The sequence below is a fragment of the Pseudomonas eucalypticola genome (assembly GCF_013374995.1).
Lineage (GTDB): Bacteria > Pseudomonadota > Gammaproteobacteria > Pseudomonadales > Pseudomonadaceae > Aquipseudomonas > Aquipseudomonas eucalypticola.
Window position 1 is genome coordinate 3,900,067 of record NZ_CP056030.1, and the last position, 16,072, is coordinate 3,916,138.

At 66.7% G+C, this 16,072-nt stretch carries 12 protein-coding genes; 5 read left to right on the forward strand and 7 right to left on the reverse strand.

The window, feature by feature from the left end; translation table 11 throughout:
* Positions 1-103: 103 nt before the first annotated feature.
* The gene (locus HWQ56_RS17265; protein WP_158153320.1) at positions 104-1,051 is read right to left on the reverse strand and encodes an AraC-like ligand-binding domain-containing protein; all 948 of its coding nucleotides are present in this window, start codon (positions 1,049-1,051) and stop codon (positions 104-106) included.
* Between the two features lie 165 nt (positions 1,052-1,216).
* On the opposite strand from HWQ56_RS17265, the gene HWQ56_RS17270 reads away from it, so the two are divergent.
* From HWQ56_RS17270 to HWQ56_RS17285, 4 genes are all read left to right on the forward strand, one after another.
* The gene (locus HWQ56_RS17270; protein ID WP_158153319.1) at positions 1,217-2,227 is read left to right on the forward strand and encodes a nitrilase; all 1,011 of its coding nucleotides are present in this window, start codon (positions 1,217-1,219) and stop codon (positions 2,225-2,227) included.
* Position 2,228: 1 nt separating this feature from the next.
* Positions 2,229-3,257, forward strand: coding sequence for a phenylacetaldoxime dehydratase family protein (locus HWQ56_RS17275; protein WP_158153318.1), 1,029 nt, complete (start codon positions 2,229-2,231; stop codon positions 3,255-3,257).
* Between the two features lie 73 nt (positions 3,258-3,330).
* On the forward strand, positions 3,331-4,215 hold the full coding sequence (locus tag HWQ56_RS17280) for a transporter (RefSeq protein ID WP_176571274.1): 885 nt from the start codon (positions 3,331-3,333) through the stop codon (positions 4,213-4,215).
* Positions 4,216-4,856: 641 nt separating this feature from the next.
* Positions 4,857-5,843, forward strand: a complete 987-nt coding sequence (locus HWQ56_RS17285; protein ID WP_176571275.1) for a LysR family transcriptional regulator — start codon at positions 4,857-4,859, stop codon at positions 5,841-5,843.
* Here HWQ56_RS17285 and HWQ56_RS17290 read toward each other — a convergent pair.
* The 4 genes from HWQ56_RS17290 to HWQ56_RS17305 are packed head-to-tail and all read right to left on the reverse strand — an operon-like array spanning position 5,824 to position 12,522.
* Positions 5,824-6,450, reverse strand: a complete 627-nt coding sequence (locus tag HWQ56_RS17290) for a DUF6250 domain-containing protein (protein ID WP_176571276.1) — start codon at positions 6,448-6,450, stop codon at positions 5,824-5,826. The genes HWQ56_RS17285 and HWQ56_RS17290 overlap by 20 nt on opposite strands.
* A gap of 16 nt (positions 6,451-6,466) precedes the next feature.
* Positions 6,467-9,217 carry an exo-rhamnogalacturonan lyase family protein gene (locus HWQ56_RS17295; RefSeq protein WP_176571277.1) on the reverse strand — a complete coding sequence of 917 codons (2,751 nt, stop codon included), beginning with the start codon at positions 9,215-9,217 and terminating at the stop codon, positions 6,467-6,469.
* 12 nt (positions 9,218-9,229) lie between these two features.
* Entirely contained in the window at positions 9,230-11,482 is a 2,253-nt protein-coding gene (locus tag HWQ56_RS17300; protein WP_245217769.1) for a TonB-dependent receptor, read from the reverse strand.
* A gap of 32 nt (positions 11,483-11,514) precedes the next feature.
* Entirely contained in the window at positions 11,515-12,522 is a 1,008-nt protein-coding gene (locus HWQ56_RS17305) for an ABC transporter substrate-binding protein (protein ID WP_176571278.1), read from the reverse strand.
* 246 nt (positions 12,523-12,768) lie between these two features.
* On the opposite strand from HWQ56_RS17305, the gene HWQ56_RS17310 reads away from it, so the two are divergent.
* Complete coding sequence (locus tag HWQ56_RS17310; protein WP_245217770.1) at positions 12,769-13,950, forward strand: MFS transporter; 1,182 nt, start codon at positions 12,769-12,771, stop codon at positions 13,948-13,950.
* Here HWQ56_RS17310 and HWQ56_RS17315 read toward each other — a convergent pair.
* Positions 13,935-14,753, reverse strand: a complete 819-nt coding sequence (locus HWQ56_RS17315; RefSeq protein WP_176571280.1) for an alpha/beta hydrolase — start codon at positions 14,751-14,753, stop codon at positions 13,935-13,937. The genes HWQ56_RS17310 and HWQ56_RS17315 overlap by 16 nt on opposite strands.
* Positions 14,732-16,024 carry an alpha/beta hydrolase family protein gene (locus tag HWQ56_RS17320; protein ID WP_176571281.1) on the reverse strand — a complete coding sequence of 431 codons (1,293 nt, stop codon included), beginning with the start codon at positions 16,022-16,024 and terminating at the stop codon, positions 14,732-14,734. The genes HWQ56_RS17315 and HWQ56_RS17320 overlap by 22 nt, the downstream gene beginning before the upstream one ends.
* Positions 16,025-16,072: the final 48 nt, after the last annotated feature.

Below are 16,072 nucleotides of genomic sequence, written 5' to 3' on the forward strand. Positions count from 1 at the left end.
GCCGGGCGAGGGAATGCGGAAAAAGCCCGGGCCGATGCAAGGCTTGACCCCTACCGCGCCCGGAAAGTTTCCCAAACGGCGCCCTCCACACGCCCGCCCTGCCTCAACCGCGACGGTATTCGCGCGGCGTTGTCTCGAAACGTGTGCGGAACGCGCGGCTGAAATGCGCCATGTCGACGAACCCCCAGCGGTAGGCGATTTCACTGATCTGCCGGGCTGCCAGTGCCGGGTCGCGCAGGTCACGGGCGCAGCGTTGTAGACGGCTGAGCAGCAGGTAACGGCCAAAGGAGGTCTGCTCTTGCTGAAACAGGCGATTGACGTAGCGCGGGGTGACGCCGAAGCAGGCGCTGACCGCAGCCACGTTCAGCTCCGCGTCGCCCAGGTGGGCCTTCACGTAGTCCTTGATGCGCAACAGCAACGCCGTGCAGCGTGCACTGCCGGCCACCGCGCCTTGCTCCTGGCCCCGCTGGAACAGGGCCATGGCCAACAGGTCCAGGCCCTGCTCGCCCAGGCACACCTGCTGGGCGCTCGGCAGCTGGTCTTCCAGGGCACCCAGGCCCAGCAGGAAGTCGGCTGCCAGGCGCTGCAGTGGGTGGTTTCGTGACATGGGCAGGGCCGTCAGGTACTCAAGGTTACCCAACCGCCGCTGCAAGCTGGCGCGCGGGATCTGCACCACGGTCTGGCGAAACGCCCCATCGAAGTGCAGCCGATAAGGCCGGCGCGTATCGTAGATCGCAAAATCACCCACCTGCAGGCACGCTTCACGCCCTTCCTGCTCCACCCCTGCCCGGCCTTCACGGGCCAGGCTGAGCAGCACGTACTCGGCATCGCCATGGGCGATGGCGCGGCGGTCTCGCACAACGGTTTGCGCCTGTGCGCGCACCTCCACCAGCGACAATTCGCCCAGCCGTACAGCCTGCAAATGGCCCTCGAACGCCTCCGGCGAACCCAGCCGACACTCCAGCGGCACAAAGGTGTCGCACACCACTTCCTGCCAGTAGGCCAGGCGCTCCCGGGGCGCCACGCTGTCCGTCGTGAACTGAATACTCATGGTCAACAACCTCGATCAACCTCGATACGGGCGGTTTTGATGCAATTCCTGCTCCGTCAGACGAGCGGGTGCCGGGGCAGTCAATTTTCAGTTCCCGCGGGGCCTACTGCCTCGCCACCGGGGGGCCCTAGGCTGTGCTCAACCGAAACAGCCGAGAGCCTCACCATGCAAAAACCGATAAAAGTCGCCTGTGTGCAAGCTGCCCCTGTGTTCCTGGACCTACACGCCACGGTAGACAAGACCATTGCCCTGATAGCCCAGGCCGCCGCCGAGGGTGCGGCGCTGATCGCCTTTCCGGAAACCTGGATTCCGGGCTACCCGTGGTTCCTGTGGCTCGACGCACCGGCCGCGTACCTGCCGTTGGTGCACCGCTACCACGAGCAATCGCTGGTACTCGACAGCGCCGAGGCCCGGCGCATCAGCGACGCGGCCCGCGAACACGGCATCCATGTGGTCCTGGGCTACAGCGAACGGGCCAATGCCAGCTTGTACATCGGCCAGTGGATCATCGATGACCAAGGGCAAACCGTGGGGGTGCGCCGCAAGCTCAAGGCCACTCATGTAGAACGCACCCTGTTCGGTGAGAGCGACGGCAGTTCGCTGCGCACCTTCGACACCACGCTGGGCACGCTGGGGGCCCTGTGCTGCTGGGAGCACCTGCAACCGCTGTCCAAATACGCCCTGTACGCCCAGAACGAGCAGATTCACGTAGGGGCCTGGCCGAGTTTCAGCCTGTACCGCCACGCGACGGCAGCCCTGGGCCCGGAGGTGAACATCGCGGCCTCACGGGTGTACGCCGCTGAAGGCCAGTGCTTTGTGCTCGCCCCTTGTGCCCTGGTGTCGCCGCAGATGATCGAGTCGCTGTGCGACACCGACGCCAAGCGCCAGCTGCTGCAACCCGGGGGTGGCCATGCGCGAATCTTTGGCCCCGATGGCAGCGAGCTGGCGACACCGCTGGCCGAGGATGAAGAAGGCCTGCTGTACGCCACCCTGGACCCCGCGGCGCTGATCTACGCCAAGGTGGCCGCCGACCCTGCCGGGCACTACTCGCGTCCCGATGTCACCCGGCTGATGCTCAACCGCACGGCCAATCCCTGCGTGGTGGACTTCCGCCCGCCAGCGTTCGACACCCTGGAGCCAGCCAACGACGCCCCCACCGGCGCACAGGAGGCGTGAGATGGAATCAGCGATCCCCGACCACCTGCGTCAGCAACGTCAGTGCCCGGCCACCACGCCTGCCCACTATCAGCCGCCCTTCCCGGCTTGGTCGTCGCGCTTCAGCCCCTTGACCGGCCAGGTGGTGATGGCCTGTTTCGGCGTGCAAGGCCGTGATGGCATCGCCCTCAGCGACCTGGCGCCGATCACCGAGCGGTTTTCCATGGCCGACGGCCCGCTGTTCTGGGATGGGGCCGAATGTGTGGACGCCCAGGGCTTCCATACCGGTATCGCCATCGCCTACTGGGCTGACGTCCAGGCCTTCGCCCGCTGGCAGCAGACCTGCGGGTTTACCGCCTGGTGGCAACACGAAGCCCGCGAGCGCGGCCCGCTGGGCTGGTTCATGGAAGTGGTGTGCCCTACCGCCGAGCGTTTCGAGACGGTGTTTTCGTCCCCGGACCGCGCCGAAGGCATCGGCCATCTGGCCAGCCACGTCAGCGCGCCGATTCTGGAACATGGCTACTGGGGCAGCGCCCGCGATCGCTTGCCCATTGCCCAGGTCGATCCACTGCCGGGGCGTGCGCCGGCCAGCGTGCCGCCGCCCCACGGCAAACGGGTACGCCTGCCGGGCCGCGACAACCTGTGCCTGATCCGCTCCGGCCAGGACTGGAGCGACACCCGTGGCGAGGAGCGTCGGCTGTATTTGAATGATGTGCGCCCGGTGCTGGAAACCGGCATGACCTTCCTGCGCGACCAGGGCGGCGACATAGGCTGCCTGAGTTGCAGGTTCATGCAGGCGGTGGACCGCAGCGGGCTGCCCATCGATAAAAGCTTTGGCCTGGCCTGGTTCGATGATCTCGCCCACCTGGAACGCTGGGCCAAGACCCACCCCACGCATGTGGCGATCTTCGGCGGGTTCATGAACTACGTGCAAACCCTCAACTTCCAGATTCAGCTGCGGCTGTATCACGAAGTGGCGGTCATACCGGCCAGCGCGCAGTTTTTCGAATACGTCAATTGCCACCCCGGCAGCGGCCTGCTCTCGCGCTGACCGCACCGCTCACTCATTTACCCGGTTGCGCTGGCCCGGCCAGCGCAGGCCTTGTCACGCCAGGAGTTCGACCATGAACCTGTTCACCCGCGCCCCCCGCCACCTGGGCCTGCTGGCCCTGGCCTGCGGCGCCAGCAACGCCCAGGCCCTGGAAATCACCGCCGGCGACTACGAGCCGTTGCCCGTGGGCGCCAGTGCGCTGCTGCTGTACTTCCAACACGCCGACAACAGCGACTTCTACCAGCAAGGCCACAAGGTCTCGGACAACTTCCGGCTCAAGACCGACGTTAGCCTGCTGCGCTACATCCACTCCATCGGCCTGGCCGACGACTTGGTGGTCGAACCCCAGGCCATTCTGCCGTACGGTCACCTTCACGCCAGTGGCGACGCCAGCGCGCTGGGCCAGACCACTGGCACCGGCGACCTGATCCTGGGCGCGCCGGTGAAGTGGCGGCTGAACACTGCGAACAAGGACATTGTGTCGCTGGCGCCCTACGTCTATGTGCCCACCGGCAGCTACGATCGCGATGATGCCCTGAACCTGGGTGAGAACCGCTGGCGGGTGCTGCTGCAGGGCGCCTACATTCACCACTTCGATGCACAGTGGGCGCTGGACACGGCGGCGGACGTGTCCTGGTTCGGGCCCAACCACGACTACACCAGCGGCGGCGTGACGTTGAAGCAGCAGGCGCGCTACGAATACCAGGCCTACCTGCGCTACAACCTTTCGCCCGCCACGCAGGTGGCAGCGGGAGGTGGGCGGATACAGGGCGGCAAGACGTCGGTCGCGGGCGTGGACCAGGATGACACCACCGACACCACTTATGCGCGGGTGATGGTTACCCACATGCTCACCGCGTCGCTGCAGATGCAAGTCGAAGCCGGGCGAGACCTCGAGGTAGAGCAAGGCTTCAAGGAAAAGGCCCGCCTGAACCTGCGGCTGGCCAAATTGTTCTAGCTCTTCCCCCTGTCGACGGGGCACGCGGTGGCCTGATGTTGCGCGGCGTTTGGGACGCGGCCGGGTCCGCTGCTACCCCGTACGCGTCGGCGGTGCGGGCGGTGGGCCTGATGTTGCGCGGCGTTTGGGACGCGGCCGGGTCCGCTGCTACTCCGTACGCGTCGGCGGTGCGGGCGGTGGGCCTGATGTTGCGCGGCGTTCGGGACGCGGCCGGGTCCGCTGCTACTCCGTACGCGTCGGCGGTGCGGGTGGTGGGCCTGATGTTGCGCGGCGTTCGGGACGCGGCCCAAGTCCGCGTAGCAGCGGACCTGGCCGCGTCGGCGGTGCGGGCGGTAGGGCTGATGCCGCGCCGGGTCCGTGTAATTCAATGGACTCGCCCAAGCCAAGGCGTCAATGCGCCACGGTGGCAGTCTAAACAGCCAACGACAGCGAGGGCGAGTCCATGGAAAGCATACTTCGGTTGACCAATCCCTGTCTCCTTCTGATTTGTTGATCTGCACCTCCGGCGAAGACGAGTCCGCTGCTACGCCGGGCCGCGCACTTATGCCAAAACCGCCGGTGCGCGGTTTTTTGGTTCTTTCCCCCGGCGCCGGGAAACGGGCACAGTAACCGCCCTCTCGGCCTCTGGAACCCGTGTCACCATGCACCTGGATCTGCGCCAGCTTCGCCACTTCATTGCCCTGGTCGAATTTCGCAACTTCGGCCTCGCCGCCCAGTCGGTCAATATCTCCCAGTCGGCCTTCAGCCGCAGTATCCAGGCGCTGGAACAAAGCTTCGGCGCACGGCTGATCGATCGCAACCGTAACCTGGAACCCAGCAAGAAAGGCCTGATCGTGCTGGAGCACGCGCGGCTGCTGGTGGGCAACGCCCACAACCTGATCAATGAAGTGCGCCAGTTCAACGAGCGCGAGGCCGGTGAGCTGTCGTTCGGCTGCGGCCCTGCGCCGGCTGCCTGGCTGATGCCCCAGGCCATCGGCCACTTCACCCGCCAGCTGCCGAAGGTGCGCCTGCGCTTCCACGTGGACAACTGGCAGGCGCTGGGGCAACGGTTGCTGGCCGAGGAATGCGAGTTCTTCGTCGCCGACGCCCGCCATTTCGAATTCGACCCCGACTACCGGGTGCAACTGCTCAGCCCCCACCGCTGGGGGTTTTGCTGCCGCAGCGGCCACCCGCTGGCGCAGTTCGATGAGGTCAGCGTGGAGCAACTCTTCAGCTACCCCCTGGCCGGCACCGTGCGCCCGCCCAACCTGCGCAAAGCGCTGGTGGAACTCAGCGGCCGACCTGACTTCCAGACCAGCATCGAGTGCGACAATGGCTATAGCCTGGTGGCCGTGATCCAGCATTCCGATGCCATAGGCACCACCAACGTCAGCCGCAGCAACCCTTATCTGCAGCAGGGCCTCAAACTGCTCAAGGTGCGTGGGCTGGACCCGCAGGCAGCGGAGTTCTACACCCACTACGGCATCGTCAGCCGCGCTGGCTACAAGCTGTCTTACCTGGCGCAGACGCTGATCGAAGCCTTCCTGGAAGCTGACCGGGCCATGCAGGCCGTGGAAGCCGGCCTGCCGCCGCTGCCAAGCGATGGCAGCGACCGGCTGCGGGATGTACTTACAGGGCTTGCACACTGAAGTCCGTGATCCGCTGGCGGGACCACACCGAGCGGAAACCGAAGTAACCCGGCGCAGGCAAGCCTGCCAGCGCCTGGTGGAACACCCGTTCACCGTCGACACTGAAGCCGGTGCCGTCAGCGGTGACTTCGATCACGACCTGATAAGCGTGCCCCGCCTTGAGCAGGTGCCCTTCATCCAGCCATTCGCCCAGCAATGGCCGGCGCACACTGCCGTCGTAGCGGCGAAAGCGCGTGGTGGTATTGCCGTTGCCGCCCATGCCCACGTACCAGGTGGCCAGCGAGTCATAGCTTTCCAGCACGCCGTCGCGCACGGACAACCCGCTTCCATTCATCTCGTGGGCGGCCCAGAAGCAGTTGAAGTCCGACAGCCTGTCGTTGGCCTTCCCTTCCACCAGCACCTGTCGGCGAAACGCGATGCGGTAGGCACCGGCCAGCCGCTGGGTCAGCCACAGGGTCATGCCGGCGCTGGTGTCCATGACCAGCCCGCCGCGCTGCACCGTCACCGTGGAGTCATCGGGGCATTCGGCCTCCACCCGCCAACGGCGCATATCGAACTGTTGAAAACGGTCCTGGACAATCACGGAGCCCGGGGTACTGCCTTCCATGTAAAACACTCCAGCTTCACTGCGCATGGGAAATGGGGGGGCCGGCCAGCGCCAGCAAGGCCATGGCCGTCAGCCCCCATTGGGCGACGGCGTTGGTGGACAGGTTGGCGCCCGCCGAGGTCCCCGCGCGCTCATCGATGATGGACACCGGCCCAGGCTCGTTGAGGTCCCGCACGTAAGCCGGTACCAGCACCCGGTGCAGTTCGCGGTTGGGCCGCGGGATACCTCCGGAGCCGGCGGCGAACTCTTGCCAGGCGCGGCGTTGCAGGCTGCGGTCGTTCAGCCGCCAGCCGGCGAATGCGGTCAGGCGCGCGTGGCCCTGGGCGAGGTTGAGGTTGCCCAGCGGCTTGCCCAAGGCATGGCGCACCTGCTCGGCAGGCGCGTTGTACAACCTGCAGTAATCCAGCCAGGCGCTTTCGAACCGTGCCGAAGGCAGTACCTGCAAGAGCTCGCTGCAGATCTCCGCCAAACCGAACACGGCCGACAGGTGCGATACGGTCAGCTTGCCGCTGGTGTCGATATCGAAGCGGCCACTGTCCAGTTCCATCTCGCCGACACCGGTGAAAAACCCATGGGGCTGGGCGGCGATGCTGTCCATGCTGTTGCGCAGGCGACGGGCCAGCGCCGGGTCGCCGGTACGCTCCCATTCGGTGAGCCAGGCCGCCGCGATGGCGCCCCAGTCAGTGCCGAAGGCAATGCTGGCGTAGCCGTCGCGGGCATCGCGCTGCTGGCCCACCTTGCGCCCTGGCACCACCTCGCGCAGGGTGCGCAAGGCTTCGACCTGGGCGTGCATCAACTCACCCACCCGCTCGTCGGCCGTCAGGTAATACAGGAACCGACGGTTGGCCACCGTGGAGATCCGCAACTGCTTGGCACTGTCGCCCCAGTGCTGCACATTGTGCCGCGAGCCCAGCGGGGCGAAGCGGCCGATGTGGTGCACGTCCACTTCACCGGTGTGGCGCGTCATGGCTTCGGCCATGCGGAACACGTCATGGCGCCCGGTGCGCAGAAAGTAGTACCACAGCCACAGGTCGGTGCTCAGTTCGGAGTTGTCCCAGGCGTAGCCACCCACGTCGTAACGCCACACATGGCGGTCTTCGTCGTAGGTGTGCATGACGTCGCCGTAGTCCCAGAAACCGTACCAGCGACGCTGCTCCACTTCGTCGCGGTAGAAGTCGAAATAGAACGCCAGTTGCGCCTCAAGGCCGCGGGTGGCCGAGGCATGGGGGTCTGCGGGTGCCCAGTCAGGGCCGAACACCCCGGCACGGTGCAAACGGGTGGGGTCGGCCACCAGCAGGGGTGGGTCCTGAATACGCCGGGCAATGTCCACCAGTTGCGCGTTGCTGGGCGTGGCGGCAACACACTGCAGTTCGATCTCGCTGGTGCGCGCCACACCCAAGGGTGTGCCGAACCCAGGCTCGTAGTCCTCGTAAGTGATGTCCAGCGCTTCGCGCTGGCGGGTGAAGTCGGTTTCGCCCATCCCGTCATGGTAGAACCGCAAGTCCATGGGCGCGGCTTGGGCGGCCCATAGCCACAGCGTCACCTGGGCCAGGTCGGTATGGGCGTCGTCGATATCCAGTTGCGCCGGATAGCTTTGCCAGAAATTGCGCACGCCGAACACCACGCCGCCACCGGGCGACCCCAGGTAACCTACCCCGGCCGCGCGCTCGCCGGTAGCGCTGTTGAGCCAGCCATGGCCCTGGGCGGTGCGTTTGGTGATCTGGTAGCCGTCCGGGTGGGCCTGCAGCAGGCGGTAACTGCCGAACGCCGGGATGTACTGCAGGCGTTGGGCAACCTCAGGGGCGAACTGCGCCACCGGCGGCGTCGCCCGCCCTTCGATCTGCGCACGCCGTACCGCTTCACCGGGGTCGCGACGCAGGCCGGTGAGGCCGCGTACCGCTTCGGCGAACACACCGCCATTGGCCGCCACGAAGCGTACATGACGGTCGTGCAGTGCCGCGGTCTGCGGGGTATCGAAGCGCAGGGCGATGCCCTTGATGAAGTCCTGATGCTCGTCAGCGTCGAACACGAACGAGTGCACCAGGCGCAAGCGATCGCTGTTGGCGTAAGCGTACAGGCGCAGGGTAAAGGGCAGCAGGCGCCGCGTGCCCTGGCTCAGTTGGTGGCTGCCGCGCAAGGTGATGACCGCACGCACCGGGCCCTGCTGTTCGACCTCCACAGTGTCGATCTGGCTGCGGTATTGCTCGAGCCGGGTACCCGGCTGGTCGGGGTCGCCTTGGACGTGCAGCAGCAGGTGGCCGCCTTGCAGGGTCGGCTGACCCTGGCGGCTGACACGGGCTAGCAGCACATTGCCCTGGCGGGGAATGTCGCAGCGCAGCACGCCAGTGTCCAGCACCAGGTGGTCCGCGTGCGCCGTCACCAGGCTTGCGCCGGCGGCCGGCGGCGCCACCAATGGGCTGAGTTCATAGCGGGTTGCCACCTGTGGCTGAGGGCCCAGGGCATGGGCGCTCCACTTCAGGCTGCCATCCGGCCAATAGGCCAGCGGCCAGCTCTGCACGGGCGTCACCTGGCCATCCCCGCGCAGCTCGAAACCGCTGCTGGCCGGTACCAGGCCCTGAGGCCACGGCGTGCCCCAGGTGACCCCGGCGAAACTGCCCGGGACGTTGCCGCCCAGCCAGCCCAAGGCCGTGCGCAACGGCCCGGCCGCTGGCGTGGCCGCCTGGGCGCTGCCGATAAAGGGAACGCCGCCAGCCAGTAGTGCACTGCCGCGCATGAAGCTGCGGCGGTTGAACATCATCGAGTCCATTGCTTCGCGCCCCTAGAAGTCATAACCGAGGGTGACGCCCACCGTGCGCGGGTCACCCAGCACGCCGAAGGCCGTGCCGTAGTCGCCGGTATTGAGCGACTGGTAGTAGCGTTTGTTAAGGGCGTTGTTCACCCACAGTGAAGTGCTCCAGTGCCCCTCACCGTACTTGCCGCCCAACCCGGTGGAGAGCGCCAGCAGGCCATAGCCGGGAATGCGGGTGAAAGCCGAATCGTCCACCGTGCCATAGGCCCAGGTGCGGTAGGCCCAGCGACCGGCCACGAAGGCATCCAGGCCGTCCAGGGCCTGCCACTCGTAGCGGCTGGCGAGGGTGTAGGTCAGCTTCGGCGAGCGGAATACGCGGTTGCCGCTCTGGTCACAGGTGGCCGGGGCGTTCGCCGCCAGGGTCACTTCCGGTGGGCAGGTGGCGTTCTTGAAGTCCAGGTACTTGTTGTCCAGCAGCGTGGCATTGAAGTCGATACTCCAGCCCGAAAGGGGCTTGAGGTTCAAGGTAGTCTGCACGCCCCGCGAACGCAGGGTGCCGGCGTTGATCAGGTAGCTGCTCTGGCTGTCCAGATCGTAGGCGGTGGTCTGGAATTTAGAGATCTGCGACCAGAACAGCGCCGTGTCCAGGTTCACCCGGCTGTCCAGCCAATGGCCCTTGAAGCCCAGTTCGGCGCCCTTGGTGGTTTCCGGGTCGATGAACAGACTGTCGGTGCCGGCCTTGGTGGCCGCGCCAGAGGAAATATTCAGGCCACCGGACTTCTGCCCGTAGGCCACCGTCAGGTAGGTCTGCAGGTTCGGCTGCAACTGGTAGCTGAAGTTGACCATGGCTGCTGGCAGGCGGCTGTACTGGTTAAGGTCGCCGGAGTCGAAGTCGTTCTTGTTGACCCGGCGGAACGAGCCGGATTTCTTCTCGTAGGTTTCTCGGGCGCCGGCGGTGATGTCCAACGCGTCGGTCACGTGCCAGGTGCCCTGAGCCCAGGTGGAGAACACTTCCTCATTCAGCTCGCCCCAGCGCTGCACCAATTTGTTGGTATTGGTGGTGCTGGCGTAGTAGATCGTCGGGTAATACGCCGCGTAATGGTCGTGGGCATAGGTGTCCAGGTTCTCGCCGAAATAGGCGGCGCCCAACGCGTAGTCGAAGAACTCGCCACGGGGGGAGTCCAGGCGGAAATCCTGGGACCAGACGCGGTCGCGTACATCGCCGCCGCTGTCCGAATACAGCGGCACGTCCAGGTTGTCAGCGGTCTTGGGCTTGAAGCCGAAGTAACGGTACGAGGTCACCGAACGCAGGTTGTAGCCCTCGCCCAGCCGCCAGTTGGCCTCGGCGGAAACGCCGCCCTGGGCAACCTTGGCACTGCTTTCATCGTCCAGGGCAACCTTGCGCCCACCGCTGACCACGTCCGCGCCCAGCAGCGCCGCGCGGTTGCGGTAGGTGTCGACGCCATTGATGGCATGGGTGGCGTCCAGCACCAGCACCGGGTCACTGCTGGCCTTGTTGTAGTCGGCGATCAAGCGCAGGCTGAAATCATCATCGGGCTTGTACAGCAGTTGGCCGCGAAAGCCGTCCTGGATGCTGCCGCCCAGTTCATGACCGTTGGTGATGTTTTCCACCGTGCCACCGCGCTCGGTGTGGGACAGGTTGATGCGCCCGGCCCAGCCGTCGCCCAGGGGCCCGGAGAGCATGGCCTGGGTCTGGGTGTAGCCATGGCTGCCTACCGACTGGCGCACCGAGCCTTCGGGGGTGAAGGTGGGTGGGCGGCTATGGATGTCGATGGCGCCACCGGTGGTGTTATAGCCCTTGAGCGTGCCCTGGGGGCCACTGAGCACGCTGGCGCTGTCAATGTCCACCAGGTCGTTGGAGAGCATGCCGGGGCGACTGAGGTACACGTTGTCGAGGAACAGCCCGACGCTGCTGGGCATGCCGATGTTGATCTCGCTGCCGCCGCCGTCACCCACACCGCGAATCGTGATGCGAGTGTCGTACGCGTTGACCGTGGCCACATCCAGGCCCGAGGCCAGTTGCTGCAAGTCTTGCAGACGGTCGATGCGCTGCTGCTGCAGGGTTTCACCGCTCAGGGTCTGGGTGGAGGCTGGCGGTTGCTGGGCATCGACAGCGCGCGCGGCTTCGACCTTGACGGTCTGCAGTTGCGGCTCGGTACTGGAGGCGGCCGGGCGGGTCTCGTCGGCGAAGGCGCCAGTACTGGCGCTGCCGATCATCAACGCCAGCAGCGAGGTACAGGGGTTCAGGGCAAAGTGCTTCATGGGGTGTCCGTGCAATCGTGGGGCGGTTCGGTTCAGTGAGCGGCGGCGGTCTGCGCAGGTACGCCCGGTGGAGGGGTGGCCAGCCAGTCGCGGACCTGGACATCACGGCGGATCAATCGCGCCTTCAGCGCGACCTCCACCGCTTGCTGCAAACGGGCGATGAACGCTGGGTCAGGGGTGGGTGAGAGCAGCACCGACAAGGGCGCCGCGCCTTCAAGGTCGGCGCGCAGGATGGCCTCGGGGTAAGCCGCCTGGTCCGCCTGCAACCGCAGGTAGGCGTCGCGGTGCTCTGGGGCGGCGGCCCAGTCGGCAGCCTGGCGCTGCACCTGGGCAATGCGCGCGGGCCAGTCCGGGTGGGCCTGGGCCAGGGCCCCGGTCACCAGCACCAGGCCGGCCAATTCCCCGGCACCGCCCAGGCTGCGGGTGGACAGGGGCACGGCGGCCAGGCCCTTGTCTCGCAGGGCGAGGACGTTGGCGCCGCCCCAGGTGGCGTCGATCTGGCGGGCGGCCAGGGCGGCACTGGCGGCGACGAAGTCGAGGTTGACGACCCGCACATCCTTTTCCGTCATGCCCGCGGTGTTCAGCGCTTGGATGAAGGACAACTGCGCTGCAGTGCCACGGAACAATCCCACGGTCTTGCCCCGGAGGTCTGCCAGGTTCTTGACCGGCGAGTCCGGCGGCACCGCCAGGTAGTGGCTGACACCCCGGGCGGCGACGGCGACGATGCGGGTGTCCAGGCCGTTGGCCTTGCCCACGATGCTGGCCAGGTCGCCCAGGTAGGCCATGTCCACCTGGCCGCTGGCGATGGACTCATTGATCAGCGGCCCGGCGCCTTTGAAGAACAGCCACTTAACCTCGACCCCGTCCGCCGCGAAGGCCTGCTCCAGCAGGTGCTGATTGTGGATCACGTCCACCAGACCACCACCGGCAGGCGTGGTGCCTGCGCCGATATCCGGGACGGCCACGCGCAACAGGGTGTGCGCCGAAGCATGGGCGCAGCACAGGCTGAGGGTGAGCGCGGTGAACAGGGGTCGGTACATGCAAGCTCCGTGGGGGTGGGGGGCACGGCGCCGTTAAACCACGATGGACGGGTGAAGGCTAAATACCGAAAAACGCATGCAACCCGTTGATTTGGCATAAGTCAGGCGGCTGGCGGGCGCCAGCGATTATTCGCGGCACGCAAAAAAACATTGATGAATATGCATTGGCCATGCAGCGGGCAACCGGGGTCTACTGACCGGCCCCAGCGTCCCGGCCACGGGGCGCGCATGCCTGCCGGACCTGCCATGACCCGTACCTCGCGCACCACCCTGCCCCTGCTGTTGCTGCTGGCCGGCGCCCATGTGTTCAACGACCTGTTCCAGGCCGTGCTGCCCTCGCTGTACCCACGCCTCAAACTCGACTTGCACCTCACTTACGCGCAGATCGGCCTGGTGACCCTGGCTTTCCATGCCTGCGGCTCGCTGTGCCAGCCGTTGGTGGGTGCGCTGGTCGACCGCTTCGAGCTGCCGCGGCTGTTGCCGCTGTCAATGCTGTGCATGGCCGCGGGCATGGGCCTGCTGGGAATGGCCGAGGGCTTCCAGGGCCTGTTGGCCGCCGCCGCGGTGGTCGGGCTGGGCTCCTCGCTGTTTCACCCCCAGGGCTCGAGGCTGGCACGGCAACTGGCGGCCGGGCGGCCGGGGCTGGCGCAGTCGCTGTTCCAGTTGGGCGGCAACATCGGCTCGGCCCTGGGCCCCCTGCTGCTGGCGGCGTTGCTGTCGATGCCCTTGGCTCGGGGCGCCCTCTGGCTGCTGGGCCTGGGTCTGGCTGGCGCCGGCCTGCTGGCCTGGCTGGTGACAGCAGTGCCGAATGCCGTGGGGCCAGCGGCACCGCGCCAGCGCCCGACCCCGTTGACCGCCGACGTGCGCCGGCCTCTGGCCTTGCTGGCCGTGCTGGTGCTATCGAAGTACGTGTACCTGGCGGCCATGGCCAACTACTACACATTCTTCCTGATCGAGCGTTTCCAGCTGTCCACCGCCCAGGCGCAGGTGCAGCTGTTCGTGTTCCTGGCCGCCATCGCCGCCGGCACGTTGATCGGCGGCCCGCTGGGGGACCGCATCGGGCGCAAGCCGGTGGTGGTGATGTCGATCCTCGGCGCCTGCCCGTTTACCTTGCTGCTGCCCTACGTCAGCCTGCCGTGGACCCTGGTGCTGGCGGTGCTCATCGGCCTGGTCCTGGCCTCGGCCTTCGCCGCTATCCTGGTCATGGCCCAGGACCTGCTGCCGGGCCGAACCGGGCTGGTCGCGGGGTTGTTTTTCGGCTTGACCTTCGGGGTCAGTGGCGTGGCCGCGGCCGGGTTGGGGCAACTGGCCGACCAGGTGGGCATGGTGGCGATGTTCCGCCTGTGCGCGGCGCTGCCCCTGCTCGGTGTGCTGGGCCTGGCATTGCCCGGCACACCCGCCCTGCCCCGGCCTCAGCCGGCCGGTTGAAGCACCCGGTGCCAGAACGCTTCGCTGGCGTGCATGGCCTGCTCGATCGCAGCTTGGCGGCGGGCGAGGTCGGGACTGGCGAAGCTGTGGCCCACGCCTGGGATGACGATCAGCGTGCTATCGCCGCCCGCCCGTCTCAGGGCCTGATGCATGCCCTGTGACTGGGCGACGGGGATGACCGTGTCCTGATCCCCGTGAAGCAGCAAGGTCGGTGGCAACGGCCCGCTCAGGTACCTGACCGGGCTGGCGGGCAACGCGTGAGCACACGTGCCCGTGGTGCAGCCCAGCCAGCGCCGCGCCGCGTCGGCGGTGGCCGGAGGGAATGCCGCCAGCGTCTCTAAGTCAAAGGCGCCGTACCAGGCCACCAGGGCCTGCACCCGCTGCTCTGGCCGCGCCGTCAAGGCTGCCAGTGCGGCCAGGTGCGCTCCCGCCGACACGCCCCACAACCCTGTACGTTGAGGGTCGATGGCCAACGGTCCGGCGTGGGCGTGCAACCAGGCCAGCGCCGCTTGAATGTCAGCTACCGCTGCCGGGTACGGGGCCTGGCCGCTGAGCCGGTAGTTCACCGACGCTACCACATACCCCTGACCCGCCAAGGCTTGCAGCTGCGCGGGGAAGTCGGTGAACGCGACGTTGCTGCGCGCATCGCCCGCTTCCCAGCCGCCGCCATGGACAAACACCAGCAACGGGTGCCGGGGGCGATGGTCGGCTGGCCGGTACAGGTCCAGCGTCAAGGGCGCCGCGCCGTTCGGCCGCCCATACACCTGATCGGCCAGCCGTGTCACTTTCCCGCGGCTGGCCAATGGTAGAACTCCATGCCCACCGCGCTGCGGTTCCTGAACCCGGCCCAGTAGGTGTGGCCCAGCAGGGGCTTGCCCTGGGCGTCGACCTTCCATTGGCCATCAATGGCCCTGGGCACCAACGTGAGGTAGTTGCTGCGGTCCTGACCCTTGAGTTGCTGGTCGAGGAACGCAGTGACGAAATGCTGGTTGAGGTTGTTCAGGCGGGTGCTGTCCCAGGCGGGTTCGCTGTAGGCCGAGAAGTCCTCGGGGTTGGCGCTGGCGGCCGGCGGTGGCGGGTTGGGCGCCACGTTGTGGCGAGCATTCTGGTACACCAGCAGGTAGCGATCGGCATTTACCGCCCCTTCGGCCAGGCGCCGCACGCCATCGCTGTAGCCGGCGATATCGTCCTGGTCGCCAACCACGAACAGGGTCGGCAGGGTCAGCCCGGCCAGGCCCTTGGCGTCGAAAAAGCCCTGGCGCCCGCCCCAGGGAGCAAAGGCGATCAGCGCCTTGATGCGAGGGTCATGCAGCTTGGCGTACTCGGGGTTGCCAGCTTGCAGGCGCTGCAATGCCCCACCGGGCACGAAGTTCACGGCCACCTGACTCAAGCCCGCGCCGCCCACCAGCAAGGCGCCGTAGCCGCCCATCGAATAACCGATCAGAGCACTGTGGTCCACATCCACTTTGCCGGCCAGCCAGTGGCCGCTGTTGGGCCGGGCCCAGGTCGCCACCTGGTCGAGCACGAACAGGTCATCTAGCGGGCGGTTGAGCAAGGTGCTGGCGAAACCGGCCTTGTCGGCGCGAGTCGAATCGGTGTGGTCGATGGCGGCCACGACGTAGCCGCGCGAGGCCAAGTGCTCGGTGAGGTAGCTCATCTGCAGCCGTGAGCCGGGGTAACCGTGGGACAGAATCACCAGCGGGTAGCGGCCCTCCGGATCAGGGACAGCATCACGCACCGCTCGACCAGCGAACTGGAACGGTGTGTTGGGGCGTTTGGGATCATTGGCGCCGGCGCCGAGGACGTCGGTGTAGGTGGTACCAGGTTGTTGACCGGGCCTGAGGCTGGCCGGGTACCACAATTCCACACGCAGCGCGCGATCGTGGTGCTGGCCGGGCGGGGTCGCGAGGATGTCCAACTGGTCGTGGTGCACTAGTTGTTCGGTGCGCACACCGACACTGTAGGTACCCGTGGCCGCCAGGTCCGGGGCATCGGGGCGGGCATCGCCATAGAAGGCAAACGCGCTGCAGGGCAGCAAAAGGGAACACAGGCAAAGCAGGTGCTTGACGCTCATTGCGGGGGCTCATGGTGATTGGTAGCGCTAACATTGCCGTGTGGTGAG